The sequence below is a fragment of the Nocardia asteroides genome (assembly GCF_900637185.1).
Classification (GTDB): Bacteria; Actinomycetota; Actinomycetes; order Mycobacteriales; family Mycobacteriaceae; genus Nocardia; species Nocardia asteroides.
Map to the genome: position 1 here is coordinate 3,202,580 of NZ_LR134352.1, position 25,097 is coordinate 3,227,676.

The 25,097-nt window shown below is 70.6% G+C and carries 25 protein-coding genes and 1 pseudogene; 15 read left to right on the plus strand and 11 right to left on the minus strand.

Annotation, left to right across the window (positions count from 1 at the left end; genetic code table 11):
• Window positions 1-32 precede the first annotated feature (32 nt).
• Window positions 33-2,804, plus strand: a complete 2,772-nt coding sequence (gene ppc / locus EL493_RS15055; RefSeq protein ID WP_019046450.1) for a phosphoenolpyruvate carboxylase — start codon at window positions 33-35, stop codon at window positions 2,802-2,804.
• A gap of 3 nt (window positions 2,805-2,807) precedes the next feature.
• Here the strand turns inward: ppc and EL493_RS32350 are convergent, their stop codons facing one another.
• The 4 genes from EL493_RS32350 to EL493_RS15070 form a co-directional block, all read right to left on the minus strand.
• Entirely contained in the window at window positions 2,808-2,975 is a 168-nt protein-coding gene (locus EL493_RS32350; RefSeq protein ID WP_019046451.1) for a hypothetical protein, read from the minus strand.
• Window positions 2,976-3,082: 107 nt separating this feature from the next.
• On the minus strand, window positions 3,083-3,493 hold the full coding sequence (locus tag EL493_RS15060; protein ID WP_019046452.1) for a RidA family protein: 411 nt from the start codon (window positions 3,491-3,493) through the stop codon (window positions 3,083-3,085).
• Between the two features lie 5 nt (window positions 3,494-3,498).
• The gene (locus EL493_RS15065; protein WP_022567333.1) at window positions 3,499-4,269 is read right to left on the minus strand and encodes an IclR family transcriptional regulator; all 771 of its coding nucleotides are present in this window, start codon (window positions 4,267-4,269) and stop codon (window positions 3,499-3,501) included.
• The gene (locus EL493_RS15070; RefSeq protein WP_022567334.1) at window positions 4,266-5,306 is read right to left on the minus strand and encodes a sugar kinase; all 1,041 of its coding nucleotides are present in this window, start codon (window positions 5,304-5,306) and stop codon (window positions 4,266-4,268) included. The genes EL493_RS15065 and EL493_RS15070 overlap by 4 nt, the downstream gene beginning before the upstream one ends.
• A 126-nt stretch (window positions 5,307-5,432) precedes the next feature.
• Here EL493_RS15070 and EL493_RS15075 point away from each other — a divergent pair, with 126 nt between their 5' ends.
• The 4 genes from EL493_RS15075 to EL493_RS15090 are packed head-to-tail and all read left to right on the plus strand — an operon-like array spanning window position 5,433 to window position 10,478.
• Window positions 5,433-6,746 carry a type III PLP-dependent enzyme domain-containing protein gene (locus tag EL493_RS15075; RefSeq protein WP_051719609.1) on the plus strand — a complete coding sequence of 438 codons (1,314 nt, stop codon included), beginning with the start codon at window positions 5,433-5,435 and terminating at the stop codon, window positions 6,744-6,746.
• A 9-nt stretch (window positions 6,747-6,755) separates the two neighbouring features.
• Window positions 6,756-8,369, plus strand: a complete 1,614-nt coding sequence (locus tag EL493_RS15080) for an N-acyl-D-amino-acid deacylase family protein (RefSeq protein WP_019046456.1) — start codon at window positions 6,756-6,758, stop codon at window positions 8,367-8,369.
• Complete coding sequence (locus EL493_RS15085; protein ID WP_019046457.1) at window positions 8,366-9,007, plus strand: bifunctional 4-hydroxy-2-oxoglutarate aldolase/2-dehydro-3-deoxy-phosphogluconate aldolase; 642 nt, start codon at window positions 8,366-8,368, stop codon at window positions 9,005-9,007. The genes EL493_RS15080 and EL493_RS15085 overlap by 4 nt, the downstream gene beginning before the upstream one ends.
• Before the next feature lie 10 nt (window positions 9,008-9,017).
• Complete coding sequence (locus tag EL493_RS15090) at window positions 9,018-10,478, plus strand: GntP family permease (protein WP_019046458.1); 1,461 nt, start codon at window positions 9,018-9,020, stop codon at window positions 10,476-10,478.
• Here EL493_RS15090 and EL493_RS15095 read toward each other — a convergent pair.
• Window positions 10,471-11,022: a TetR/AcrR family transcriptional regulator gene (locus EL493_RS15095; RefSeq protein ID WP_019046459.1), complete on the minus strand. Its 552-nt coding sequence runs from the start codon at window positions 11,020-11,022 to the stop codon at window positions 10,471-10,473. The two genes, EL493_RS15090 and EL493_RS15095, sit on opposite strands and share 8 nt — an antisense overlap.
• A gap of 99 nt (window positions 11,023-11,121) precedes the next feature.
• Here EL493_RS15095 and EL493_RS15100 point away from each other — a divergent pair, with 99 nt between their 5' ends.
• A complete protein-coding gene (locus EL493_RS15100) occupies window positions 11,122-12,390 on the plus strand; it encodes an FAD-dependent monooxygenase (RefSeq protein WP_019046460.1) in 1,269 nt (422 codons plus the stop codon).
• Window positions 12,391-12,488: 98 nt separating this feature from the next.
• On the opposite strand, the gene EL493_RS15105 is transcribed toward EL493_RS15100, so the two are convergent.
• The gene (locus EL493_RS15105; RefSeq protein ID WP_030203905.1) at window positions 12,489-13,463 is read right to left on the minus strand and encodes a helix-turn-helix transcriptional regulator; all 975 of its coding nucleotides are present in this window, start codon (window positions 13,461-13,463) and stop codon (window positions 12,489-12,491) included.
• A gap of 63 nt (window positions 13,464-13,526) precedes the next feature.
• On the opposite strand from EL493_RS15105, the gene EL493_RS15110 reads away from it, so the two are divergent.
• Window positions 13,527-14,018, plus strand: a complete 492-nt coding sequence (locus EL493_RS15110; RefSeq protein ID WP_019046462.1) for a pyridoxamine 5'-phosphate oxidase family protein — start codon at window positions 13,527-13,529, stop codon at window positions 14,016-14,018.
• 2 nt (window positions 14,019-14,020) lie between these two features.
• On the opposite strand, the gene EL493_RS15115 is transcribed toward EL493_RS15110, so the two are convergent.
• Complete coding sequence (locus EL493_RS15115; protein ID WP_019046463.1) at window positions 14,021-14,785, minus strand: isocitrate lyase/PEP mutase family protein; 765 nt, start codon at window positions 14,783-14,785, stop codon at window positions 14,021-14,023.
• Between the two features lie 266 nt (window positions 14,786-15,051).
• Entirely contained in the window at window positions 15,052-15,525 is a 474-nt protein-coding gene (locus tag EL493_RS15120) for a SitI3 family protein (RefSeq protein WP_126405715.1), read from the minus strand.
• Between the two features lie 326 nt (window positions 15,526-15,851).
• Here EL493_RS15120 and EL493_RS33550 point away from each other — a divergent pair, with 326 nt between their 5' ends.
• Together EL493_RS33550 and EL493_RS15125 are read left to right on the plus strand one after the other, a co-directional pair.
• Entirely contained in the window at window positions 15,852-15,977 is a 126-nt protein-coding gene (locus EL493_RS33550) for a hypothetical protein (protein ID WP_019046466.1), read from the plus strand.
• A 116-nt stretch (window positions 15,978-16,093) separates the two neighbouring features.
• Window positions 16,094-16,912 carry a class I SAM-dependent methyltransferase gene (locus tag EL493_RS15125; RefSeq protein WP_081723267.1) on the plus strand — a complete coding sequence of 273 codons (819 nt, stop codon included), beginning with the start codon at window positions 16,094-16,096 and terminating at the stop codon, window positions 16,910-16,912.
• Window positions 16,913-17,008: 96 nt separating this feature from the next.
• Here the strand turns inward: EL493_RS15125 and EL493_RS15130 are convergent, their stop codons facing one another.
• The 3 genes and pseudogenes from EL493_RS15130 to EL493_RS15140 form a co-directional block, all read right to left on the minus strand.
• Complete coding sequence (locus EL493_RS15130; RefSeq protein WP_019046468.1) at window positions 17,009-17,515, minus strand: hypothetical protein; 507 nt, start codon at window positions 17,513-17,515, stop codon at window positions 17,009-17,011.
• An 11-nt stretch (window positions 17,516-17,526) separates the two neighbouring features.
• Window positions 17,527-18,257 (minus strand): annotated as a pseudogene (locus EL493_RS15135) (RNA polymerase sigma factor).
• Window positions 18,258-18,437: a YciI family protein gene (locus EL493_RS15140; RefSeq protein ID WP_019046469.1), complete on the minus strand. Its 180-nt coding sequence runs from the start codon at window positions 18,435-18,437 to the stop codon at window positions 18,258-18,260.
• A gap of 89 nt (window positions 18,438-18,526) precedes the next feature.
• Here EL493_RS15140 and EL493_RS15145 point away from each other — a divergent pair, with 89 nt between their 5' ends.
• The 6 genes from EL493_RS15145 to argF are packed head-to-tail and all read left to right on the plus strand — an operon-like array spanning window position 18,527 to window position 25,074.
• Window positions 18,527-19,753: a cation:proton antiporter gene (locus EL493_RS15145; RefSeq protein WP_019046470.1), complete on the plus strand. Its 1,227-nt coding sequence runs from the start codon at window positions 18,527-18,529 to the stop codon at window positions 19,751-19,753.
• Between the two features lie 27 nt (window positions 19,754-19,780).
• The gene (argC, locus tag EL493_RS15150) at window positions 19,781-20,839 is read left to right on the plus strand and encodes an N-acetyl-gamma-glutamyl-phosphate reductase (RefSeq protein ID WP_030203923.1); all 1,059 of its coding nucleotides are present in this window, start codon (window positions 19,781-19,783) and stop codon (window positions 20,837-20,839) included.
• Entirely contained in the window at window positions 20,836-22,062 is a 1,227-nt protein-coding gene (argJ, locus tag EL493_RS15155) for a bifunctional glutamate N-acetyltransferase/amino-acid acetyltransferase ArgJ (RefSeq protein ID WP_019046472.1), read from the plus strand. The genes argC and argJ overlap by 4 nt, the downstream gene beginning before the upstream one ends.
• Window positions 22,059-22,946 carry an acetylglutamate kinase gene (gene argB, locus EL493_RS15160; protein WP_019046473.1) on the plus strand — a complete coding sequence of 296 codons (888 nt, stop codon included), beginning with the start codon at window positions 22,059-22,061 and terminating at the stop codon, window positions 22,944-22,946. Before argJ ends, argB begins: the two co-directional genes overlap by 4 nt.
• Window positions 22,943-24,145: an acetylornithine transaminase gene (locus EL493_RS15165; protein ID WP_019046474.1), complete on the plus strand. Its 1,203-nt coding sequence runs from the start codon at window positions 22,943-22,945 to the stop codon at window positions 24,143-24,145. Before argB ends, EL493_RS15165 begins: the two co-directional genes overlap by 4 nt.
• A complete protein-coding gene (argF, locus tag EL493_RS15170) occupies window positions 24,142-25,074 on the plus strand; it encodes an ornithine carbamoyltransferase (protein WP_019046475.1) in 933 nt (310 codons plus the stop codon). The genes EL493_RS15165 and argF overlap by 4 nt, the downstream gene beginning before the upstream one ends.
• Window positions 25,075-25,097: the final 23 nt, after the last annotated feature.

Here is a 25,097-nt window from a genome sequence, read left to right on the forward strand (position 1 = left end):
CGTCCGACGGGCCGCCGCAATACTGTCTTTCCATGGGCGAATCGCGGCACGTGCAGGAGCAGGAAGCGACCCGGCCGCTGCGCGAGGACATCCGGTTCCTCGGCGGCATCCTGGGCGACACCATCCGCGATCACGAGGGCCCCGAGGTCTTCGACTTGATCGAGCGGGTACGCATCGAGGCGTTCCGGGTGCGCCGCGAGGAGGTCGAGCGCAGCGCCGTCGCCGACATGCTCGACGGCACGCCCACCGAGGTCGCGATCCCACTGATCCGGGCCTTCAGCTATTTCGTGCTGCTGGCCAATCTCGCCGAGGACATCCAGCGCGACCGCCGCCGCGCCGCGCACGTGTCGGCGGGCGAGCCGCCGCAGGACTCCTCCCTCGCGGCCACCTACGCCAAGCTGGACGCGGCCGCGCTCGACGGCGCGACGGTCGCCGACCTGCTCACCGACGCGCTCGTCTCGCCGGTGATCACCGCGCATCCCACCGAGACGCGCAGGCGCACCGTGTTCGACGTGCAGGCCAAGATCACCGAGCTGATGCGGCTGCGCCGCAGGCTGGAACCGGGCGACCCCGGCTTCGGCGACTCCGAGCTGCGGATCCGCCGCGAAGTGCTCACCCTGTGGCGCACCGCGCTGATCCGGTTGGCGCGCTTGCGGATCCAGGACGAGATCTCGGTGGGCCTGCGCTACTACGACCTCACCCTCTACGACGTGATCCCGGCGATCAACGCCCAGGTGCGCGCCGCCCTGCGGTCGCGCTGGCCCGAGGTGGAGCTGCTGCCGCGCCCGATCCTGCGCCCCGGCTCCTGGATCGGCGGCGACCGCGACGGAAATCCCTTCGTGACAGCCGAAGTCGTGCACACCGCCGCCGAGCAGGCCGCCGCCTACGCGTTCGGGCGGTACCTCGACGATCTGGTGGAGCTGGAGAAGTCGCTGTCGCAGTCGGCGCGGCTGGTGCCGGTGACCCCGGCGGTGGCGGCGCTGGCCGAGGCGGGTTACCCCGATCCCGCGGTCTTCGCCGACGAGCCGTATCGCCGTGCGCTGCACGCGATCCGGGCCCGCCTCAGCGCCACCGCCGCACGGGCGCTGGGTGATCTCCCGGAGAACGGCCTGGCCACCACGGCCGTGCCGTACCCCACCCCGCAGTCGGTCCTCGACGACCTCGACGCGATCGACGCCTCGCTGCGCGCCAGCGGTGACGCGCTGCTGGCCGACGACCGCCTCGCCGCCCTGCGCCACGCGATCGAGACCTTCGGTTTCCATCTGCAGGGCCTGGACATGCGGCAGAACTCGGAGGTGCACGAGCAGGTCGTCACCGAACTGCTGGCCTGGTCGGGCGTGCATCCTGACTATCCGAGCCTGACCGAGGACGAACGCGTCGAGCTGCTCGCGAACGAGCTGCGCATCCGCAGGCCGCTGCTCGGCCCGCACGCGCAGCTCAGTGACCTGGCCACCAAGGAACTGGGCGTGCTACGCGCGGCCAAGGAGGTCGTCGACACCTTCGGCGCCGCGGCCGTCCCGAACTACATCATCAGCATGTGCACCTCGGTCAGTGACATGCTCGAGGCGGCCCTGCTGCTCAAAGAGGCGGGCATCCTCGATCCCGGCACCGCCGCGGGCGCGCCGCGCAGTCCCGTCGGCATCGTCCCGCTGTTCGAGACCATCGAGGACCTGCGGGCGGGCGCCACGACTTTGGCCGCGGTGCTGGAGGTTCCGGTGTACCGCGACCTCGTGGCGGCCGCGGGCATGCGGCAGGAGGTGATGCTGGGCTACTCCGACTCCAACAAGGACGGCGGGTACCTGGCCGCCAACTGGGCGCTGTACCGGGCCGAACTGGAACTGGTGGAGGTGGCCGCGAAGGCGGGAATCCGGTTGCGGCTGTTCCACGGTCGCGGCGGCACCGTCGGTCGCGGCGGTGGTCGCAGCTACGACGCCATCCTGGCCCAGCCCGCCGGCGCGGTGCGCGGGTCGCTGCGGCTCACCGAGCAGGGTGAGGTGATTGCCGCGAAATACTCCGAACAGGGTGCGGCACACCGCAATCTGGAATCACTGATCGCAGGCACGCTGGAATCGACCCTGCTGGATGTGGAAGGCCTCGGCGACGACGCCGAACCGGCCTACGAACTGCTCGACGACCTGGCCGCCCGCGCCAGGGCCGCCTACGCGCACCTGGTGCACGACACCCCGGGTTTCGTCGAGTACTTCCGGCAGTCCACCCCGGTGGCCGAGGTCGGCGACTTGAACATCGGCAGCCGTCCGGCCTCGCGCAAGCCCACCAACTCGGTGTCGGATCTGCGCGCCATCCCGTGGGTGATGGCGTGGAGTCAGGCGCGGGTGATGCTGCCCGGCTGGTACGGCACCGGCACCGCGCTCGAGGACTGGGTGGGCGGTGACCCCGCCCGGCTGGCCCGGCTCACCGAGCTGTACCGGCGCTGGCCGTTCTTCCGCACGGTGCTGTCGAACCTGGCCCAGGTGATGGCCAAGAGCGACCTCGACATCGCCGCGCGCTACGCCGACCTGGTGGAGGACGCGGCCCTGCGCGCCCAGATCTTCGGGATGATCCGCGACGAACACACCCGCACCATCCGCATGTACGAAGCGGTCACCGGCCACGACGAACTGCTCAGCGACAACCCGTCGCTGGCCGAGTCCATCCACAACCGCTTCCCCTACTTGGAGCCGCTGAACCAGCTCCAGGTGGATCTGCTGCGCAGGCTGCGCGGCGGTGACGACTCCGAACTGGTGAAGCGGGGCATCCTGCTCACCATGAACGGCCTGGCCACCGCCCTGCGCAACTCGGGCTAGCGGCTAGAGGCAGACGCTGATGCTGATCGGGCCCACCGGGATGCTGGCGCAGACGGCGACCGAGCCGACGACCGGCTGAGCGGTGGCCGCCGAAGCGGTACCGGCGCCGAGGGCGGTGACGGACAGGGCGAGCGCGGCGACGGCGAACGGGCGGGCGGTCTTGGCGAACATACGGCGATCCTCGGGGTAGAACGGTGGAGCAGCCCCGGTCCGGGGCGGGCCCCATCACAACACGGGTGCGTCGCCGATGTCCCGGACATCGCCGGAAACGTTGTGGCTCAGTCCGTTACGACGGCGAACGCGTCGATCTCCACCAGCATCTCCGCGCGGGGCAGGCCGGTGAACACGGTGGTGCGCGACGGGAGCACGCCATGGGAGGTGTGCTCGGTGACGAATTCACCATACGCCTCGTTCATGACGGCGAAATGCTCGCGCTCGGTGAGGTAGACCCGCAGCATCACCACATCGTCGAAGCTCGCGCCCGCCGCCTCGACGATCGCCTTCACGTTCAGCAGCGTGCGGGTGGTCTGGGCGGCCACATCGCCCGGGTACAGGTACTCGTTCGTGTGCGGGTCGACCGGGCCCTGGCCCGAGACCTGGACGAACGGGCCCTTGCGCACGCCCTGGGAGAACGTGTGGGCGGGCGCGGGCGCGTCGGTGGTGCGCACGGCGATCTTCTCGGCGGGCATGGAATTCAGCCTTTCCTCGGGGGGACGGCTCGGCGGGGGTCCCAGCCGAGCTCGGTGGAGATGGCCTCGGCGGTGGCTCTGACCTGGGGCAACAGTGCCAGCACCTGCTCGTGGTCGAGCAGCACGTCGGGCACCGAGACCGAGACGGCGGCCACCACGGCGCCGATGCCGTCGCGTACCGGCACGCCGATGCAGTTGACGAAGCTCTCGTGTTCCTCGTGGTCCTCGGCGAAGCCCTGGGCGGCGACCCGGTCCAGTTCGGCCAGGTACTGCTCGGGACCACGCAGGGTGCGGGTGGTGAAGGGGTGGTAGTCCAGGCGCGCGGCGACCGCCGCCCACTCGGCCCGGGGCAGCGCGGCCACCAGGACCTTGCCGACGGCGGTGCAGTGCAGCGGCGCGGGACGGCCGATCCGGGAATACATGCGCACCGCCTGTTCGGCGTCGACCTTGTCGATGTAGACCGCGTCGCCGGATTCGTAGGCGGCCAGGTGCACCGTCTGCCCGGTGGCGGCGCCGAGCGCGCTCAGATGCGGCCGTGCGACGGTGCGGACGTCGCGGTTCTCCAGCGCGTGACTGGCCAGTTCGAACATGCGGGTGCCCAGCGAATACCGGTGCGCGGCGTCGCGGACCACGAACCGTTCGGCCTGCATGGTCTGCAACAGCCGCAGCACCGTCGACTTGTGCACCCCGAGCCGTACGGCCAGCTCGTCGAGGGACTGCGAATCCTCGCCGAGCGCGAGGAGAATGGACAGGGCGCGCGACACGCTTTGACTCATGGCCCGATCGTCCCATCCAGCGTGTCCGGGTAGCGCAGCCCGGCCCAGTCGGTCTCCGGCAGCGCCGCCAGGCGTCGAATGTCCTGTACCGGAGGGATTTTCGCGACATCGCCGGTGGCGGTGAGCGTGGCGGCGGCGCACAGGTGGCCGTAGCGCAGCCGGGTGCGCGGGTCGGCGCCGTGCAGCAGGGCCGCGAGGTAGCCGCCGGCGAACGCGTCGCCCGCGCCGATGCGTTCGGTGACGGTGAGCCCCAGCGCGGGAACCTCGACGACGGTGTCGCCGTCGAATCCGGTGACGCTGTGCCGGTCGTTCTTGACGATCAGCTGGGCGGGTTCGGGGAACAGCGCGCGCAGCGCCGCCGGGTCGCCGGTGCCGAAGATCTCGGCGGCCTCGTCGGCGCCGAGCAGCGCCACGTCCGCGCCGCGCACGTGCGCGGCGAGTTCGTCGGCGGCCCGGTCGATTCGTGAACCCCACAGTGCCGGACGGTAATTCAGGTCGAAGCTGACGAGTCTGCCCCGGCGCGGCAGGGCGAGCAGGGTGCGGGTCAGCTGATTCGCCGACGCCGACAGCGCCACGGTGATCCCGGTGACATGCACCAGGTCCGTCCCGTCGAGCAGCGCGGCCGCGGCGCGGGAGGCGAGGTCGGCGGGCGACAGCGCGCTGGCCGCGGAGCCCGCGCGGTAATAGTGCATGCGACTGGCGTGGGTGGGCAGATCGTGCGCGGCGCCCGACCCGCTGCCCCGTTCCTTGACATAGACCCCGGTGGGCCGCGTCGGGTCGACCGCCACCGCCCCGACGTCGACGCCCTGGGCGGCCAGCTGCGTCGTGAGGTAGCGGCCGAAGCCGTCGTCGCCGACCCGTGAGAGCCAGGCCGCGTCGACACCGAGCTGGGTGAGCACGGTCGCCACATTCGCCTCGGCGCCGCCGGCGCCACGGTCGAACTGCGCCGACTGCTCGAGCGGTCCCGGCCGGGCGACGAGCACCGCCAGGCCCTCGCCCACGGTGACCGCCCGGGGCGGCGCCGATGTTGCCTGCATCACCTTGTCCGGCCTTTCGTGGTTGCGGTCACTGCCTCCTGGATGCACAATAACGAGCAGAAACATTCAGTGCAACCAGCGTTGCACATTATGCAATGTCAACCCGGTATGACCGAGCGGACCTGGATGCGCCAGGGCCGGTCGACGGAAAGGGATGCTGTGACGATCGACAACGCCGTCGTGGACGCGCTCGCCGACGCGGTACTCGGACCGCACGACAAGAGCGTGCCGCCCGCCGCGTGGGGGCGCACCGTGCGCGACTATCTCGCCGCTGCGCCCGACCTGGCCGCCTGGCAGACCCCGCTGCTCACCCTCGATCGCGGCCTGCTCGACGCCAATATCGCGCTGATGGCGGAGTGGACCGCCGCCGCCGGAGTCGCCCTGGCGCCGCACGGCAAGACCACCATGGCGCCGCAGCTGTGGCGCGACCAGCTCGTCGCCGGTTCGTGGGCGATCACCCTGGCCACCGGCTGGCAGGCGCAGCTGGCCCGCTCGTTCGGCGTGGGGCGGATCATGCTCGCCAACACCCTGGTCGATCCGGCCGGATTGGCCTGGGTCGCCACGGAATCCGCGCGCGACACCGGCTTCGAGTGCTACTGCTGGGCCGACAGCGTCGCCACCGTCGACCTGATGGACAAGATCCTGCGCGACACGCCGCCCGGCCCGCGTGTCCGGGTGCTGGTCGAACTCGGCGGCCCGCACGGGCGCACCGGGGCGCGCACCCGTGCCGAGGCGCTGGCGGTCGCCGCCGCACTGGCCGACAGTGACCGGCTCACGCTCGCGGGCGTCTCGGGATACGAAGGCGCGCTGGCCCACGACCGCAGCGCCGCCGGTGTCGCCGCGGTGCGCGGCTACCTGGCCGAACTCGCCGCCCTGCACACCGAACTCGCCGCGTCCGGGGCCTACGCCGGTCCGGCGATCGTCACCGCCGGGGGCAGCGCCTATCCCGAACTCGTCGTCGGCGAGCTCGCCCGGCTGGCCGACGCGACCACCACGGTCGTGCTGCGCAGCGGCGCCTATCTCGTCCACGACGACGGCTTCTACGCCGGCATCTCCCCGCTCACCGCCCCGGCGGTGGAACCGGGCCTGCGCGCGGCCATGCACGGCTGGGCGCGCGTGGTCTCGCGGCCCGAGCCGGAACTGGCCCTGCTCGACGGCGGCAAACGCGACTTCCCGTTCGACGAGGGTCTACCGGTGCCCCAGCTCGTCGTCGGCGGCGACCCGCTGCCCGCGGGCGCCGAGGTGACCGCCCTCAACGATCAGCACGCCTTCCTGCGGCTGCCCGGCGCCGACGCCGCCGATCTGCCGGTGGGCAGCATCGTGCGGCTCGGCCTGTCGCACCCGTGCACGGCCTTCGACAAGTGGCGGCGCATCCCGGTGCTCGACAGCGCCGCCGCGGCGCGGCCTCGCGTGGTCGACCTGATCCACACCTACTTCTGACGGACAACCATGACCGACTTGCTGTTTCGCGACATCGACATCGTCGACGGCACCGGCGCCCCGCGCCGCCGCGGCGACGTCCTCCTGCGCGCGGGCCGGATCGCCGACATCGCCCCGGCCCGCTCGCTCGATGTCGACGCGAGAGTTGTTCCGGTGCGGCCCGGTTCGGTGCTCGCGCCCGGATTCGTCGACATGCACGCGCATTCTGACCTGCACCTGCTCACCCACCCGGACCACCTCCCGAAGATCACCCAGGGGGTGACGACGGAGGTGATCGGCCAGGACGGGCTGTCCTACGCGCCGATCGACGACGCCGCGCTCGCGGTGGTGCGCAAGCAGATCGCGGGCTGGAACGGCAACCCGTCCGACCTCGACTTCTCCTGGCGCACCGTCGGGCAGTATCTGGACCGGCTCGACGCGGGCATCACCCCCAACGCCGCCTACCTGGTCCCGCAGGGCACCCTGCGGCTGATGGCCGTCGGCAGCGAACGGCGCCCGGCCACCACCGCCGAGATCGACCGGATGTGCGCGCTGCTCGCCCAGGGCCTCGACGAGGGCGCGGTCGGCATGTCCAGCGGCCTCACCTACACCCCCGGCATGTACGCCGACACCGGCGAACTGGCCGCGTTGTGCGCGGTCGTCGCCTCCTACGGCGGGTTCTACGCCCCGCACACCCGCTCCTACGGCGCGGGCGCGCTCGAGGCCTACGCGGAGATGCTCGGGCTGGCGAAGGCCACCGGCTGCGCCCTGCACCTCACCCACGCCACCATGAACTTCGGCGTGAATCGCGGCCGCGCACCGGAATTGCTCGCCCTGATCGCACGGGCGCGCGCCGACGGCTGCGACGTCACCCTCGACACCTACCCCTACCTGCCCGGCTCGACCACCCTGTCGGCGCTGCTGCCCAGCTGGGCCATGTCGGGCGGACCCGACGCCGCGCTGGCCCGGCTCGACGACCCCGCCGAGCGCGCCAGGATCGCCGCGAACGTGAACGTCACCGGCTCCGACGGCTGCCACGGCGTCACCGTCGAATGGGAGACCATCCAGATCAGCGGCGTCGGCGACGACGCGCTGTCCGGGCACGTGGGCCGCACCGTCGCCGAGATCGCCGGGGACAGTGGGCAAGAGCCGGTCGAGGTGTTCTTCGACCTGCTGCGCCGCGACCAGCTCGCGACGACGATCCTGCAGCACGTGGGCCACGAGGACAACGTGCGCGCGATCATGGTCGACCCCGGCCACATGGGCGGCAGCGACGGCCTGCTGGTCGGCGCCCGGCCGCATCCTCGCGCCTGGGGCACCTTCCCGCGCTACCTGTCGCGCTATGTCCGCGAGCTGGGCGTCCTCGAGCTCGAGGACTGCGTGCACCACCTCACCGGCCGCCCGGCCGCGCGGCTGCGACTGGCCGAACGCGGCCTGGTGCGCACCGGATACGCCGCCGACCTGGTCGTCTTCGACCCGGCCACGATCCACGACACCGCGACCTTCGACCATCCGCAGCAGCAGGCGCGCGGCATCCAGCACGTGCTGGTCAACGGCGCCTTCGCCGTCGAGGACGCAGTGCCCACCGGCGTGCGCGCCGGGCGCGCGCTGCGGCTGGACCCCACGCGAGAGGAGACCCGATGAACCCGCTGGCCGGCTCGTCGTCCGAGGCGCTGGCGGTGATCCGCGCCGACCGCGCGCTCACCGTGGTTCGCGCGCCCGAGATCCCCGACCCCGTCGCGCTCGCGGAAGCGCTGGCGGGCAACGGGATCCGTGCGGTCGAACTGACCTTCACCACCCTGGGGGTGCTCGACGCGGTCGCGAAGGCGTCGGCGGTGAGCACGGCCGTGGTCGGGGTGGGCACTGTGACCACCCGCGCGCAGGCCGAGGCCGCGATCGAGGTGGGCGCCCGGTTCCTGGTGACGCCCGCACTGCGACCCGAAGTCGCCGAAGTGGCTGTCGAGCAACAGGTTCCGGTGATCATGGGCGCCCTCACCCCGTCGGAGGTGCTGACCGCGGTCGAACTCGGCGCCGCGGCGGTGAAGATCTTCCCCGCCCGCGCCCTCGGCCCGGACTATCTGAAGGACCTGCTCGGCCCCTTCCCGCACGTGTTCCTCATTCCCTCCGGCGGTGTCAACGCCCGCAACGCCCGCGATTTCCTGCGGGCGGGCGCGTTCGCCGTCACCGCGGGCACCGAGGTGGTCGCGCCCCAGGACGTCGCGAACGCGCGCTGGTCCCACATCGGCTCGCGGGCCGCACGCTTCGTCCATTCGCTTGATTGAGAGGTATCCCATGGGCGCCACTGTCGACTGGTTGCGCACCACCACCCCCGGGTTGCTGGTGCTGTGCGGTCTCGCGATCGCCGTGCTACTCATCGCCATCATCAAGATCAAACTCGAGCCCTTCGTCGCGCTGCTGCTGACCGGCCTGCTGCTGGCGCTGGCCGCCGGGCTACCGGTCGCCCAGATCGTCGGCACCCCGCTGAAAGCCGGTGAGTCCCTGCTGGAAACCGGCTTCGGCGGCATCCTCGGCCACATCGCGGTGATCATCGGGCTCGGCACCGTGCTCGGCGCGATCCTGGAACGCTCCGGCGGCGCCGACGTGCTCACCGACCGGCTGCTGCGCACCTTCGGCGAGAAGGGCGCCCCCGTCGCGATGGGCCTGCTCGGCCTGATCTTCGGCATCCCCGTGTTCTTCGACATCGGCATCTTCGTGCTCGCGCCGCTGGTCTACGTGGCGGCCAAACGCGGTGGGCGCTCGCTGGTGCTCTACGCCATGCCGATGCTGGCCGGCCTGTCGATGACGCACGCGTTCCTGCCGCCGCACCCCGGCCCGGTCGCGCTCGGCGGCCTGCTCGGGGTGAGCCTGGGCTGGCTCATCATTATGGGATTCGTCTGTGGCATACCGGGATTCATCGCCGCGGGCATCGTGTGGGGCACCTGGATCGGCAAGCGCGTCCAGGTCGAGGTGCCCGCCGAGTTCGTGCCGCTCGAGCCCGCGGGGTCGGGCGGCGGTCTCGGCACCGACGCCGATGCTCCCGAGGGGTCCGGCGGCACCGCCGTCGTCACGAAGACCTCGCCGCCGTCGGTGGCCCTGATCGGCTCGATCATCGCCATCCCGCTGGTGCTCATCCTCGGCGCCACCTTCGGATACCAGCTGCTGGACGAGGATTCGGCCCTGCTGCAGGTGCTCACCTTCTTCGGCACGCCCGCGGTGGCGTTGCTGATCACCGTGCTGGTGGCGTTCTATCTGCTGGGTATCCGGCGTGGGTCCACAGTGCAGGAACTGAGCACCATCACCGCCGAATCGCTCAAGCCGGTCGGCATGGTGCTGCTGGTGGTCGGCGCGGGCGCCTTCTTCGGCAAGGTCATCTCCGCCACCGGGATCGGCACCGCGCTGGCCGACACCATGTCCGCCGCGGGGCTGCCGGTGATCGTGCTGTCCTACCTGATCAGCTGTGGGCTGCGGGTCGCGCAGGGCTCGGCCACCGTGGCCATCGTGACCACCGGCGGCATCGTCGCCCCGCTGGTGACCGAGCACGGCTACTCGCAGATGTCGATCGCGCTGATCGCCATGGCCATCGCGGCGGGGTCGATCATCGCCAGCCATGTCAACGACGGCGGCTTCTGGATCATCGCCAAGTACTTCAACATGACGGTGAAGCAGACGCTGCAGACCTGGACCGTGCTCGAAACCGTGCTGTCGGTGGTGAGTTTCGCGGTGGCGGCGGTGCTGTTCGCGCTCGTCAGCTGACGGTCAGCGCGGCGACCAGGCGGCCGAGGGCGGCGCGGGGATCGGTCTCGGTCCCCGCGCCGCCGAGCCGATGCACCACCAGACCGTCGAGGTAGTCGATCACGATCGTGGTGTCGGCGGCGCCGAGCCCGGCCTGCGCGGCCAGTCCGATCGCCCAGTCGCGCAGCCTGCGATGGCCGCGATGCAACGACGCCAGCAGCGCCGGCATCGTCTGCGCCTCGCTGAACAGCGCGAATCTGGCCAGCGTGCGCGCGCGATCGACACCGGTGGCATGCACGACGAACCGGGCCAGCCCCTCGACCAGCTGCTCGGTGGTGGCCGGGCCGGGGACGTGGTTGAGGCTCGCCCAGTCGGTGTGGTCGCGCTGTTCGAGCCGTTCGGCCAGGCCGATCAGCAGGGCTTCGCGGGTGCGGAAGTAGTTCGAGGTCGAGCCGAGGGGGACACCGGCGGCCTCGTCGGCCGCGCGGTGGGTCAGCGCGCGCGGTCCCCGGGTGCCGAGTAGCTCGATCGCGGCGTCGAGGATCTGGTCGCGTTTGGTGGACACCCCGCGATACTACGCCCGTAGTGACTCGTACTACATTGGTAGTGTCATTCACTACAGCGGTAGTACGGTCGGCCGGTACCTGCGAAGAGGGAGAACGCGATGTCCACAGCAATCGTCGTCGGTGGCGGAATCGGCGGGCTGGCCACCGCGCTGGGGCTCACCCGGCGCGGCTGGGAGGTGCGGGTGCTGGAACGGGCGCCGGAGCTCACCGAGGTCGGCGCGGGAATCTCGCTGTGGTCCAACGCCTTGCGAGCGCTCGACGCGCTCGGCGTCGGCGCCGCCATCCGGGCGCAGGCGGTCGAGGACGCGTCGGCGGGAATCCGCGACGCGCGGGGCCGATGGCTCTCCCGCACCGACATCGCCACCCTGCGCGCGCGGTTCGGCGCGCCGGTAGTGATCCACCGCGCGGCCCTGCTCGACATCCTGCGGTCGGCCCTGCCTGACGACGTGGTGCGCACCGGAGTCACCGTGACGGATGTGGACCCCGACGGGACGGTCCGGCATACGGCAGAAGCGTCGGGCGTGGACTCGGACGGGAGGGTTCGGCGGGTGGCGGAGGCGTCGGGCGTGGACTCGGACGGGACGGTTCGGCACTCGGCAGGGGCGTCGGGCGCGGACTCGGGGGAAACGGTCCGGCAAGCGGCGGGCGTGGACTTCGACGGGGCTGTCCGGCCAACGGCGACGGCGTCGAGCGCGGACTTGGTTGTCGGTGCGGACGGACTCCGCAGCGTGGTCCGGCGCGCGGTGTGCGGCGAGATTCCGGCCCGGTACGCCGGCTACACCGCGTGGCGCGCGGTCGTCGATCTCGCCGAGCCGCTCACCGAATTCGGCGAAACCTGGTGCCGCGGTGCGCGTTTCGGGATCGCGCCGCTCGCCGACGGCCGCACCTACTGCTTCGCCGTCTACAACGCGCCCGAGGGCGCTCCCGGCTCGTTCGCCGAGGTCCGCGCGCGCTTCGCCGACTGGCACGATCCGGTGCCCGCCCTGCTCGCCGCCGCCGACCCGGACACGGTGCTGCACAACGACATCTACGAACTGCCCGCCCTGCCTACCTATACGGCGGGTCGCGTCGCGCTGATCGGCGACGCGGCGCACGCGATGACGCCGAACCTCGGCCAGGGCGGCTGCCAGGCATTGGAAGACGCGGTGGTGCTGGCCCGGCTGGCGGGCGAACCCGGCGGGCTCGCGCGCTACGACCGGGAGCGGCGGCCACGGACGCAGATGATCGCCGCCAGGTCGGCGCGGATCGGCACGGTCGCCCAGCTCTCCGCCGCGCCGCTGGTTGTCTTGCGGGACAACGCCTTACGGCTCACACCGGCCGCTGTTCCGATGCGAGCGCTCGCGCAGGTGCTCGACTGGCCATGCTGACCGCCGCCGACGGCGATTAGCTCGATGGGTGAAAGCGCTCGTACGTCGCCGCCGTGGCCAGCTTGACGGGTGGTATCGCTCGTCCATCGCCGCGGCGCTCAGGTCGGCGGGTGATAGCGCTCGTACATCGCCGCCGCGGTCGCCGCCATCGTGGCGCGCAGTTCCGGCGGGCCGAGTACCTCGACGTGCTCGCCGAGGGGGAGCAGAGCGTGCGCGAGGACCTCGAACGACTCCGAGGGGACGGTGATGTCCACCCAGCCCTGCGCATCCGGTGGTCCCGCCGAGGCCAGCGCTTCCCGCACCGCGGCCGGATCGTTCGACAGGCGCAGCAGACTCAGGTGCGTGGACGCGATACGGCACCGCGCCCGCACCCGCAGCATGGAGCGGGCGAAGTCGGCCGCCGCCGTCGACCAGTGCGCGGCCAGATCGAAATCCGCAGGCCGGGTGAAGGTTTCACCGGTCGGTTCGGCGGTGACGATGCGGCCCGCACGGTAGGACCGCAGGTCGGCGCCCTCGCGCGCGACCAGGTACCAGGTGCCCGCCTTCATGACCAGGCCGAGCGGGTCGATCGTCCGGTCCACGGTCCGGTCGCGGCGGCGATAGCTGATCGCCAGGCGCCGGTCCCGCCACAGCGCGTCGGCGACGGTCGCGAGTGCGGGGGTGTCGTCGGGGCGGTGGAACCAGCCCGGCATGTCGATGTGGACGCGTTCGGCGATGCGGGTGGCCCGGCCGCGCAGTTCGCGGGGCAGGGCGGCGAGCATCTTCAGCTGCGCGGTGGCCAGGACGGTGCCCAGCCCGAGGTCGGCCGCCGCGCCGGGCAGCCCGGCCAGCAGCACCGCGTCGGCCTCCTCGGAGGTCAGGCCGGTGAGGCGGGTGCGATAGCCGTCGATCAGCCGCACGCCGCCGCCGCGTCCGGGTTCGCAGTACACCGGCACGCCCGCCGTCGAGAGTGCCTCCACGTCGCGGTACACGGTGCGCACCGACACCTCCAGCTCCCGTGCCAGCTCGGTCGCGGTCGCCCCGCCGTTGGCCTGCAGCAGGAGCAGCAGCTGCACCAGTCTGCTCGCTCGCATAGCCGCGAGACTAGCCGGAAAACCTGACAGGAGATGTCCAGGTTCGGTCGTAGGGTTGCGGTCATGACGACATGGAGCACGTTCACCGAGGAAGCCCCGCGCATCTCCGCCCTGTTCCTGCGCCGGCACCAGGCCACGGGCAACCTGTGCCTGCTCGGCACCGTCCGGGCCGACGGGTCGCCGCGCATCAGCCCGATCGAGCCGGCGATCTTCGAGGGCATGCTGGTGCTGGCCGGCATGCCCAACACCAGGAAGTTCGACGACCTCGCCCGCGATCCCCGCTTCTGCCTGCACACCGCCACGGTCGACACCAAGGTCACCGACGGTGACGCCAAACTGTTCGGAACCGTCACCGATCTGCGGGACGAGACCGTGCACGCCCGCTTCGCCCAGAAGTTGTTCGACGACAGCGGTTTCGACATCCGCGGCGAGAAGTTCGACCATTTCTACGTGGCCGACCTGACCGGCGCCTCCACCGTCGAGGTCGATGACGATCATCTCGACATCACCGTGTGGAAGCCCGGCGCGGGGGAGCGCGTGGTGCGCAAGGACTGAGGCTACCGGTCGAGCACGGCCTGGATCCGGCGATAGTCGGGCGCGTCCGACAGGTCGCCGGTCTCGCCGCGCAGTGTCCGGGCCAGGCCCACCGCGGCGCCGAGCGCCGCCCGGTACAGGGCCGATCCGGTACTGATCCGGCGCACTCCCAGCGCCGCGAGGGTGTCGATATCGGGTCCGGCCGGTGCGTACAACGTGTTCAGCGGCAGCGGGGTCGCGGCCACGAGCGTGGACACGGTCGCGGGATCGGTCACCCCGGGAACGAACAGCCCGTCGGCGCCCGCCGCCGTGTACAGCTGGGCCCGCCGCACCGTCGACTCTCGATCCATCCCGAACCAATAGGTGTCGACCCGCGCGTTGACGAACATCCCGGGCACACGCTCCTTGACGACCCGGATCAACTCGGCCTGCTCCTGCGGCGCGGCCAGCGCGGTGTTACCGCGCCCGTCCTCGATATTGATCCCGGCGACGCCGAGCGCGCCCAGCCGGGCGACGAAATCCGCGACTTCGGCGGGGTCGTCCGCAAACCCGGCCTCGACATCCACACTCACCGGCACCGGCAAGCGCACCAGTTTCGCTGCGAGAGCGAAGGTTTCCGCTCCGGAGGCCGCTCTGCCGTCCGGAATGCCCGCCGCGGCAGCGACACCGAGACTGGTGGTGGCGATCGCCGGAAAGCCGGCGTCGGCGAGTAGTGCGCCCGAGGTGAAATCCCAAGCGTTGGGCAGGATCAGCGGGGTGTCGCCCGCGTGCAGGGCATGAAATGACATCTAGTGGCTCCTCTGTGATTCCAGAACACCGCTCGCGATCGCCAACGCGTGGTCGCCACCCGGGCACCGGTGCGGGCCTGCCCCGAAACCCAGCCCCGGATGCCGCAGATCGAGCTCGATCACCGCCCCGTCGACCAGCCGGCGCGTCGACCGCAGCGGTGGTGTCGTCGCCATGACGCGTGCGGGCCGATCACCGGGCGTCCCTTCTGTCGACTTCCGTGCGGTGATCAACCCGACGAAGCGACGCTGGCCCTCGAGTGGTCGCTTCATAGAGCGTACGACATGGGGGCATACGGTTGGCGCACCATTTCGATGCGCTCAGGTGTCCATATAAAGGCGGCTGAATTCAGTTCGAGGCTGCCCGCACGGCGAATCGCCCAAACATCGCCGGATTCCAAGAAATATACGATCATGTCGTCGGATGTTGCCGAGAGTAGTTCGGTTGCGATGTACAGCATATCGTCGACTTGGGCATCCAGGCTTTCGGTTTTATTCACTCTGAAGAAGATCGACACTGTCGGCTTGAATCCGAATTGCTCCTCTACGGGGTTTCCCCAGGCTCGAGATCGGGCAGCGCCTACGCGAAGATACAACCCCCGTTCAACCGAAATGCCATCGATGAGGCTGTCACCGGTCGCCCGATCAAAAATTTCCCCTGAGGGGCAGATCGAGGTCACCAGCGCGGCAATTTCCGACACGCTTCGAGCTGTTGCGACGGCGACGACGTAGTCGAGTGCCATCAGGTCCTCCTCCGTCGCGAGGGTAGCGCTGCCCATGCCTACATCAGTCTCGCCGCCTACCCAGCACATCGCGGTGCTCTGGGGCGGTCCGGCCGTCAACACTCAGTCCCGCAGCAACTGCGGGTAGGGCTCGAAGCGATGGTAGACCCCTGCGGCGACACCGCTGTTCGGCTGCGTCTCCAACTGCGCGGTCGGGCGAAGTGCCCCTTCTCAACGGCCGCGCCGCCGACTCGCTCGTGTGGGGGCGAGGGCACACCGGCCGCTTCCTCGGCGACCGCGGTCGCGGGCATTGCCCAGACCGAGCTGGGCGGCTAGGAGTTCGTGCAGTGGTCATGCCGGGGGCGGCCGCGTGCTGCGGGCCCCGCGACATCTACTGGGCAGCTGTGCTCGACCCGCGCACCGAGCGTGTGATCGCACTGATCGGCGAACTGTACGCCGGCACCACCTGGTAGCGGTCCCGACGCCGTCGCCAGCAGCCGGCCTGCCGTCGTTGTGGATTCGATCACTCGGCCTCGTGAACCGGCTTGATCCCTGCTTCGGTCGGGATCACTCCGCTTAGGGTCGGGGCATGACGGGGTCGTCGCCAGCCTCTGTGCCACAGGATCCGTACTACACCCTGCCGAACGAATGGGATTTCGCCAACGAACGCCTTGCATTGCTGGGTGCCGCCTATGACCCGGAAAGCATCGCGCTTGCTCAGCGACTGGGCGTGGGTGCGGGATGGCGATGCCTGGAGGCCGGGGCCGGCGGCGGCTCGTTCGCGCGATGGCTCTGCAGTGCCACATTGCCAGGCGGTCGAGTGCTCGCCGTGGACGCTGACCCACGCCACCTGACGGACTTGCCAGACTGTGGCGGCGAAGTCGCCCGCATCGACCTGGTCCATGACGAACTCCCCAACGGCGTATTCGATTTCGTCCACACGCGATTCGTGCTGCTACACATTGCCCACAGAGACATCGTTCTAGAGCGCCTGGCCCGGGCGCTGGCGCCCGGCGGCGTGCTGTTGCTCGAGGAAGGCGACGGGCTCGGCGTCCTCGATGAAATGCCGGGCGCATTCGGGGAGGTCTGGCGAGCCTTTGCGCGCTCGACCGAGACCGCGGGTGCGAACCAGGCCTGGGCCCGGAACTTACCCACGCATTTGGCGGCGCTGGGGCTCGTCGACGTCCAAGCCGATGCTCAGATCCCTTTGTTTCGCGGCGGTTCGCCGGTGGCGCGCATGTGGAACCTCACCTGGACACAGGTCCACGAAACCTTGGTAGCGCTCGGGGTCTCCCACGAGGTCATCGCCGACGCACAGGCCGAGCTGGAAGACGAGCAGCGATGGTTGTATGCCCCACCCACTGTCCGCGCATGGGGTCGGGCTCCTGGATCGCCCGCTGCAAAATAGTTTCAACGACTTCCCCGACACAGCCCAGCTGGCTGTCGAGGGCGACGGCCTGTTCTGGGTGGGCGGCCTAGGGCAACAGTGCGTTTCGGAAGAACACTAGTCGTCGCTCGCGAGGATGAGCGCCACTTCGCGGCGGGTGCGGTCGACAGTGAGGAACTCGTTGAACTCGTTGTGGACCCGGCCGTGGTCGCACAGCGCGTCGTCGCCGAGATCCCGCAGGAAATACACGCTGTCCGCGGTGCGCAGCCGTCGGTAGACGACCTCGCGCAGGATCGCGGTGAATTCGGTCGACGTGTCGGTGTCGATATCGAGCCATCGATCGAACAGCGCGACGGCCGCTGCCGATTCCATCGGTTCGTAATCGGTGACCGTCAGGCATTCGATCCGGAACGGGCCGTGGATTGTGCCGTTCGGATCAGGCCCGGAGCCGATGTGGCCGTCACGGTAGGGTGCCGAATTCATCACGGCTGCAATGATCTCCGCCTCGGTGGCGTCCGGTGCGGTCAGTTCGAACGGATTGATGTGGATCCATCGCCGGGCGTAGTCCACCAGGTGGTGTTTCAGATTCACGAAGATGCGGTCGCGAGGGGCGAGAACGGTCACATCGACGAAGACTAGTGGCCGAGCGTGGCTCGGTGACGTTGGAGATGGGCGCGTTCGATGTCGTTGGTAGCCAAGGAGATCGCGGTGTCGTAGGCCGCCGCGGCATCGGCGGTGCGGCCGATGCGGCGGAGGAGGTCGGCGTGGACGGCGTGGTAGAGGTGATGGCCGGGGAGGTCGATGGCGGCCAGGTCGTGGAGGGCGGCGGCGGGGCCGTGGACTTCGGCGACGGCGACCGTGCGGTGCAGGGCGACCACGGGAGTGGGGGTGAGGGTGTAGAGGTGGTCGTAGAGGGTGAGGATCTGGGGCCAGTCGGTGGCGGTGCCGTCGGTGTGTACGGCATTGATCGCGGCTTGGATCTGGTAGGGGCCGGGTGTGTTGCGCCGCAGGCATTCTCGGACCAGTGCCCGGCCTTCGGCGATCAGGTCGGAGTCCCAGCGGGACCGGTCCTGCTCGGCCAGCGGCACGAGGGCATCCCCGTCGACGCAAGCGCGGCTTCGGCGTGCCGGCCGGACCGGGTGGCTTCCCGCCGCAGCCGGTCGACCGCCCGGTTGCGCGCGGTCGTGATGATCCACCCGGCCGGGCTCGGCGGCACCCCGTCGACCGGCCAGCGCAGCACCGCCGCGGCGAACGCCTCCTGCACCGCGTCCTCGGCGAGACCGATGTCGCCGAAGACGCGGATCAGCGAGGTGACCGCGCGGCCGTAGTGCTCGGCGAAGACCGCCTCGATCACCGTGGCGTCCATTCAGCCGTGCGCCACCGGCCGCACCTCGATCGGCAGGGTCAGCACGGCGGACAGCCTGCCCGCCCATTCCGTCGCCTCGTCCAGATCGGCAGCCTGGATGAGGGCGAAGCCGCCGATGTGCTCGGTGCCCTCCGCGTAGGGCCCGTCGGTGATCAGCACGTCGCCGTCCTTGGCGCGCACGACGGTGAAATCGACACCCGTCGCCGATTCTCGTCCGATCGCCGCGAGGTGTCCCGGATCGGCGGAATCGCTGTGTCACGATGAGGCGCATGGAGCTGCTCGCTTCCGCCGCGGGGGAGGACCCGTCGCCGATCGTGTCGCTGTTCTGGATCGCGCTGGTCGCCGTGCTCGCTCCGCTGCTGTCGCGGGCGCTGCGCGGGTTCGTGCCGGACGTGGTGATCCTGCTGGTGGCGGGCACGCTGCTGGGGCCGTTCGCGCTCGGCTGGGCCACCGCCGAGGGCGGGGTCGACCTGATCAAGGAACTCGGCCTCGGCATGCTGTTCCTGCTGGCGGGCTACGAGCTGGATCCGAAACTGCTCGGTGGCCGGTCGGGGCGGGTGGCCTGGCTGGTGTGGCTGGCCGGGCTGATCTTCGCCTTCGGACTGGTCGCCGTGCTGGCGAGCGGCGAGTCCACCACCAACCACATCGCCGTCGCCATCGCGATGACCTCCACCGCGCTGGGCACGCTGCTGCCGATCGTCAAACAGGCCGGCCTGCTCGACACCCCGCTGGGGCGCGCGGTCCTCGCGCACGGCGCGGTGGGTGAACTGGGGCCCATCGTGGCCATGTCGCTGCTGCTGAGCAGCCGCAATGTCGGCGCCGCGCTGGTGGTGCTGGCGCTGTTCGTGGTCGCGGCCCCGCTGGTCGGGCTGATTCCGCTGCGGCTGTTCGGGCGCATCCCCGACCTCGGGGCGGCCCTGGCCCGGATGGACGGCGGCACGTCCCAGCTGCCCGTGCGGGGCTCGATCCTGTTGCTGCTGGTGCTGATGGTGGTGGCCGAACGCTTCGACCTCGACGTGGTGCTCGGCGCCTTCGCCGCGGGCATGGTGCTGCGCCGGCTCATCGCGGCAGGCCATCCGCGCGTCGACGAACAGCTCGAGACCATCGGCTACGGACTGCTGATCCCGGTGTTCTTCGTGGTCTCCGGCATGGCGATCGACCTGGCCGCCGTCGCCGAGCGGCCCTTGCTGTGGGTGTCGTTCGTGGCCGCCATCGCGGTCGCGCGGGGCCTGCCGGTGTGGTTGAGCGAACGGTTCGTGCCGCACGGGCGCAACCTGGAGTCACCGCACGAGCGCGCCCAGCTGGCGCTGTTCGCGGCCACCGGGCTGCCGATCATCGTCGCCGTCACCCAGGTCGCGGTGTCGACCGAGCTGATGACCGCCGACACCGCCTCGGTGCTGGTCGCCGCCGGCGCCACGACCGTACTGCTGTTTCCGCTGGTAGCGCGGCTGATCGGGAGCAGGGCACCGGCCGCGACCACACCTGCCCATGAATGAGCTTGCATAGTCGTGCATAATCATCACATGGTTGATTCGTCGGGAGGACCCGCGTTGCGGGTGGCGGTTGCCGGTGCGAGTGGTTACGCCGGTGGCGAAGTGTTGCGTCTGCTGCTGGCCCACCCCGAATACCGATCCGGGCGCCTCGAGATCGGGGCGCTGACCGCGGGATCCAACGCAGGCACCGCCCTGGGCGCGCTGCAGCCGCATCTGCTGCCGCTGGCCGACCGGGTCCTGCAGGAGACCACCCCCGAGGTCCTGGCCGGGCACGACATCGTGTTCCTCGGCCTGCCGCACGGCCAGTCCGGCGCCATCGCCCAGGCCCTGCCCGAGTCCACGGTCGTCATCGACTGCGGCGCCGACTTCCGGCTCACCGATCCCGCCGCCTGGGAGAAGTACTACGGCAGCGCGCACGCGGGCAGCTGGCCCTACGGCCTGCCCGAGCTGCCCGGTGGCCGGGCCGCGCTCACCGGCGCGCGGCGGATCGCCGTGCCCGGCTGCTACCCGACCGTGTCCAGCGTGGCGCTCGCGCCCGCCGTCGCCGCGGGCATCATCGAGCCGACCGTCAACGTCGTCGCCGTGAGCGGCACCTCGGGCGCGGGCCGCAAGCTCGATGTCGGCCTGCTCGGGTCCGAGGTGATGGGCAGTGTGCGCGCCTACAGCATCGCCGGCGCGCACCGGCACACCCCCGAGATCGCGCAGAACCTGAAGGCCGTCGGCGGGGTCGACGTGGCGGTGTCGTTCACCCCCGTGCTGGCGCCGATGCCGCGCGGCATCCTGGCCACCTGCACCGCCCCGGTGAAGGTGGACGCCGCCGAGGCGCGGGCCGTCTACGAGAAGGCCTACGGCGACGAGCCTTTCATACATCTGCTGCCCGAAGGCGTACTGCCGCAGACCGGTTCGGTCCTCGGCTCCAACGCCATCACCCTGCAGGTCGCCGTCGACAGCGACGCGGGCCTGCTCGTGGTGATCGGCGCGATCGACAACCTGACCAAGGGCACCGCGGGCGCCGCGGTGCAATCGATGAACCTGGCCGTCGGATTCGACGAGACCGCAGGACTTTCCACCGTAGGAGTGGCACCGTGACGACCCCTGATCCGCATGCGACGGACCACGGCAACCTGATCCACACCCAGGGCGTCACCGCCCCGCTCGGCTTCCGCGCCGCCGGTATCGCGGCGGGCATCAAGGCCAGCGGCAAGCCCGACCTGGCGCTGGTCCTCAACGAGGGCCCCGAATACGCGGCCGCCGGGGTGTTCACCAGCAACCAGGTCAAGGCCGCGCCGGTGCTGTGGTCGCAGCAGGTGCTGAAGTCGGGTCGCGTGCGCGCGGTCATCCTGAACTCGGGCGGCGCGAATGCCTGCACCGGCCCCGGCGGCTTCCAGGACACCCACAAGACCGCCGAGGAACTCGCCGCGGCACTGAGCAATTGGGGCACCGAGACCGGCGCGGGCGAGATCGCGGTCTGTTCCACCGGCCTCATCGGCGACCGGCTGCCGATGGACAAGCTGATCCCCGCCGTCACCGAGATCGTGCACGAGATGGGCGGCGGCATGTCCGGCGGCTCCGACGCCGCCCACGCCATCATGACCACCGACACCGTGCCGAAGGAATCGGCCTTCCACCACGAGGACAAGTGGAACGTCGGCGGCATGGCCAAGGGCGCGGGCATGCTCGCCCCCTCGCTGGCCACCATGCTCGTCGTGCTCACCACCGACGCCGTGGCCACCCCCGAGCAGCTCGACCGGGCGCTGCGCAAGGCCACCAAGTACACCTTCGACCGGCTCGACGTCGACGGCTCCTGCTCCACCAACGACACGGTGCTGCTGCTGGCCAACGGCGCCAGCGGCGTCGCCCCCTCGCAGGACGACCTGGACGCCGCGGTCTTCACCGTGTGCGACGACCTGGCTGCCCAGCTGATGGCCGACGCCGAGGGCGTCACCAAGCGGGTCACCGTCACCGTCACCGGCGCCGCCTCCGAGGACGAGGCGCTGATCGCCGCCCGCGCCGTGGCCCGCGACAGCCTGGTCAAGACCGCGCTGTTCGGTTCCGACCCGAACTGGGGCCGGGTACTGGCCGCCGTCGGTATCGCCCCGATCACGCTGAACCCCGACCGGATCGCGGTGTCGTTCAACGGCAATCCGGTCTGTGTCGACAGTGTCGGCGCGCCCGGCGCCCGCGAGGTCGACCTGTCCGGCGCCGATATCGCGGTGCTGATCGAACTGCACGTGGGCGAGGGCACCGCGATGGTGCGCACCACCGACCTCTCGCACGCCTACGTCGAAGAGAACTCGGCGTACAGCTCATGAGCGGCGATGTGGTGCAGGACCTTTCGGCGCTGGACAAGGCGCACGTGCTGGCCGGCGCGCTGCCGTGGCTGCAGAAGTTCCGGGACAAGGTCGTCGTGGTGAAGTACGGCGGCAACGCCATGATCGACGACGGACTCAAGGCCGCTTTCGCCGCCGACATGGCGTTCCTGCGCACCGTCGGCGTGCACCCGGTGGTCGTGCACGGCGGAGGCCCGCAGATCAACGCCATGCTGAAGAAACTCGGCATGGCAGGCGAGTTCCGCGGCGGCTTCCGGGTCACCACGCCCGAGGTGATGGACGTGGTGCGGATGGTGCTGTTCGGCCAGGTCGGCCGCGAGCTCGTCGGGCTGATCAACGCGCACGGCCCCTACGCGGTCGGTATCTCCGGTGAGGACGCGCACCTGTTCACCGCGACCCGGCGCACCGTCACCGTGGACGGCGTCGCCACCGACATCGGCCTGGTCGGCGACGTCACCGAGGTGAACCCGGGCGCCGTGCTGGACCTGATCGACGCGGGCCGCATCCCGGTGGTCTCGACCATCGCCCCCGATGCCGACGGCGTCGTCCACAACATCAACGCCGACACCGCCGCCGCGGCGCTGGCGGAGGGGATCGGCGCGGAGAAGCTCGTCGTCCTCACCGACGTCGAGGGCCTCTACACCAACTGGCCGGACCGCTCCTCGCTGACCAGCGAGATCGACGCGACGGCGCTGGCGGAGTTGCTGCCACGCCTGGATGCGGGCATGGTGCCGAAGATGGAAGCGTGCCTGCGGGCGGTGCGGGGTGGGGTCCCCAGCGCCCACGTGATCGACGGCAGGGTGCCGCATTCGGTACTCCTGGAGTTGTTCACCGGAGAAGGAATCGGAACGATGGTGACCGCATGAGTGAAGTAGAGAAGCTGCAGCAGCGGTGGTCGGCCGCGATGATGAACAACTACGGCACCCCCAAGGTCGCGCTGGCGCGCGGCGCGGGCGCGGTGCTCTACGACGCCGACGGCAAGCGCTACATCGACTTCCTCGGCGGCATCGCGGTGAACAGCCTGGGCCACGCCCATCCCGCGATCCTGGAGGCGGTCACCCAGCAGCTGGGCACCCTCGGCCACGTGTCGAACCTGTACGCCAGCGAACCGGTGATCGAGCTGGCCGAGAAGCTGCTCGCGCACTTCGGCGACGGCGAGGGCAAGGCGTTCTTCTGCAACTCCGGCACCGAGGCCAACGAGGCCGCGTTCAAGATGGCCCGGCTCACCGGCCGCACCAAGATCGTCGCGGCCGAGGAGGCCTTCCACGGCCGGACCATGGGCGCGCTCGCGCTCACCGGTCAGCCGGCCAAGCGGGCGCCGTTCGAGCCGATGCCGCCCGGCGTCGTGCACGTGCCCTACGGTGACGCCGCCGCGCTGGAAGCCGTCGTCGACACCGACACCGCCGCGGTGTTCCTGGAACCGATGATGGGGGAGAGCGGTGTGGTCGTCCCGCCGTTCGACTACCTGGCCCGGGCGCGCGAGATCACCTCGCGGGCGGGCGCGCTGCTCATCCTCGACGAGGTGCAGACCGGAATCGGCCGCACCGGAACGTTTTTCGCGCACCAGGCGGCGGGCATCGTGCCCGACGCGATCACCCTGGCCAAGGGCCTGGGCGGTGGCCTGCCGATCGGCGCCGTGCTGGCGCAGGGCCGGGCCGCGGAACTGCTCACCCCCGGCCTGCACGGCACCACCTTCGGCGGCAACCCCGTCTGCGCCGCGGCGGCGCTGGCGGTGCTGCGCACGATCGACGCCGAAGATCTGCTCTCCCACGTGGAGTGGGTCGGCAAGAAGCTCAGCGACGGCATCGCGCTGCTCGAGCATCCCGAGATCGATCATGTGCGGGGCGCGGGTCTGCTCATCGGCATCGTGCTCAAGAACGACATCTCCGCGCAGGTGGACGCGCGGGCGCGTGAGGCCGGGTATCTCGTGAATCCCGCCAAGCCCGATGTGATCCGGTTGGCGCCGCCGCTGGTGCTCACCGAAACCCAGGCCGACAATTTCGTCGCCGACCTGCCCGAGATCCTCGACAAGGCCGCCGCCGATGCGAAGGGAGCCAGCAAGTGACCCTGCGCCACTTCCTGCGCGACGACGACGTGACCCAGGCCGAGCAGGCCGAAATCCTCGCCATCGCCGCGGAATTGAAGAAGGACCCGTTCGCGCACCGGCCGCTGGACGGCCCGCGCGGCGTCGGGGTGATCTTCGAGAAGAACTCCACCCGCACCCGGTTCTCCTTCGAGCTCGGCATCGCCCAGCTCGGTGGGCACGCCGTCGTCGTCGACGGCCGCGACACCCAGCTGGGTCGCGAGGAAACCCTCGGCGACACCGGCAGCGTGCTGTCACGCTATGTCGACGCCATCGTGTGGCGGACCTTCGAGCAGTCCCGCCTCGACGAGATGTCGACCACCGCGACCGTGCCGGTGGTGAACGCGCTGTCCAACGAGTTCCATCCGTGCCAGGTGCTCGCCGATCTGCAGACGATCAGCGAGCGCAAGGGTTCGCTCACCGGGCTGAACCTCACCTACTTCGGCGACGGCGCCAACAACATGGCGCACTCGCTGCTGCTGGGCGGGGTCACCGCGGGCATCAACGTCACCGTGGCCGCGCCGGCCGGGTTCGAGCCGCTGCCGTGGATCCTCGAAGCCGCCGCCAAGCGGGCCGCCGAGACCGGCGCGACGGTGCGGGTCACCAACGATCCGGTGGCCGGCGCGCAGGGCGCCGACGTGCTGGTGACCGACACCTGGACCTCGATGGGGCAGGAGAACGACGGTCTCGACCGCGTCGGCCCGTTCCGCCCGTTCCAGGTCAACGAGGAGCTGCTCGCCGCGGCCGATCCGGACGTCATCGTGATGCACTGTCTGCCGGCGCATCGCGGTGAGGAGATCACCGACGAGGTGCTCGACGGCCCGCACAGCGTGGTCTGGGACGAGGCCGAGAACCGCCTGCACGCGCAGAAGGCGCTGCTGGTCTGGCTGCTGGCGAAAGCCGCCGCGTGAGACCGCGAACCGGGGCCGGCGTG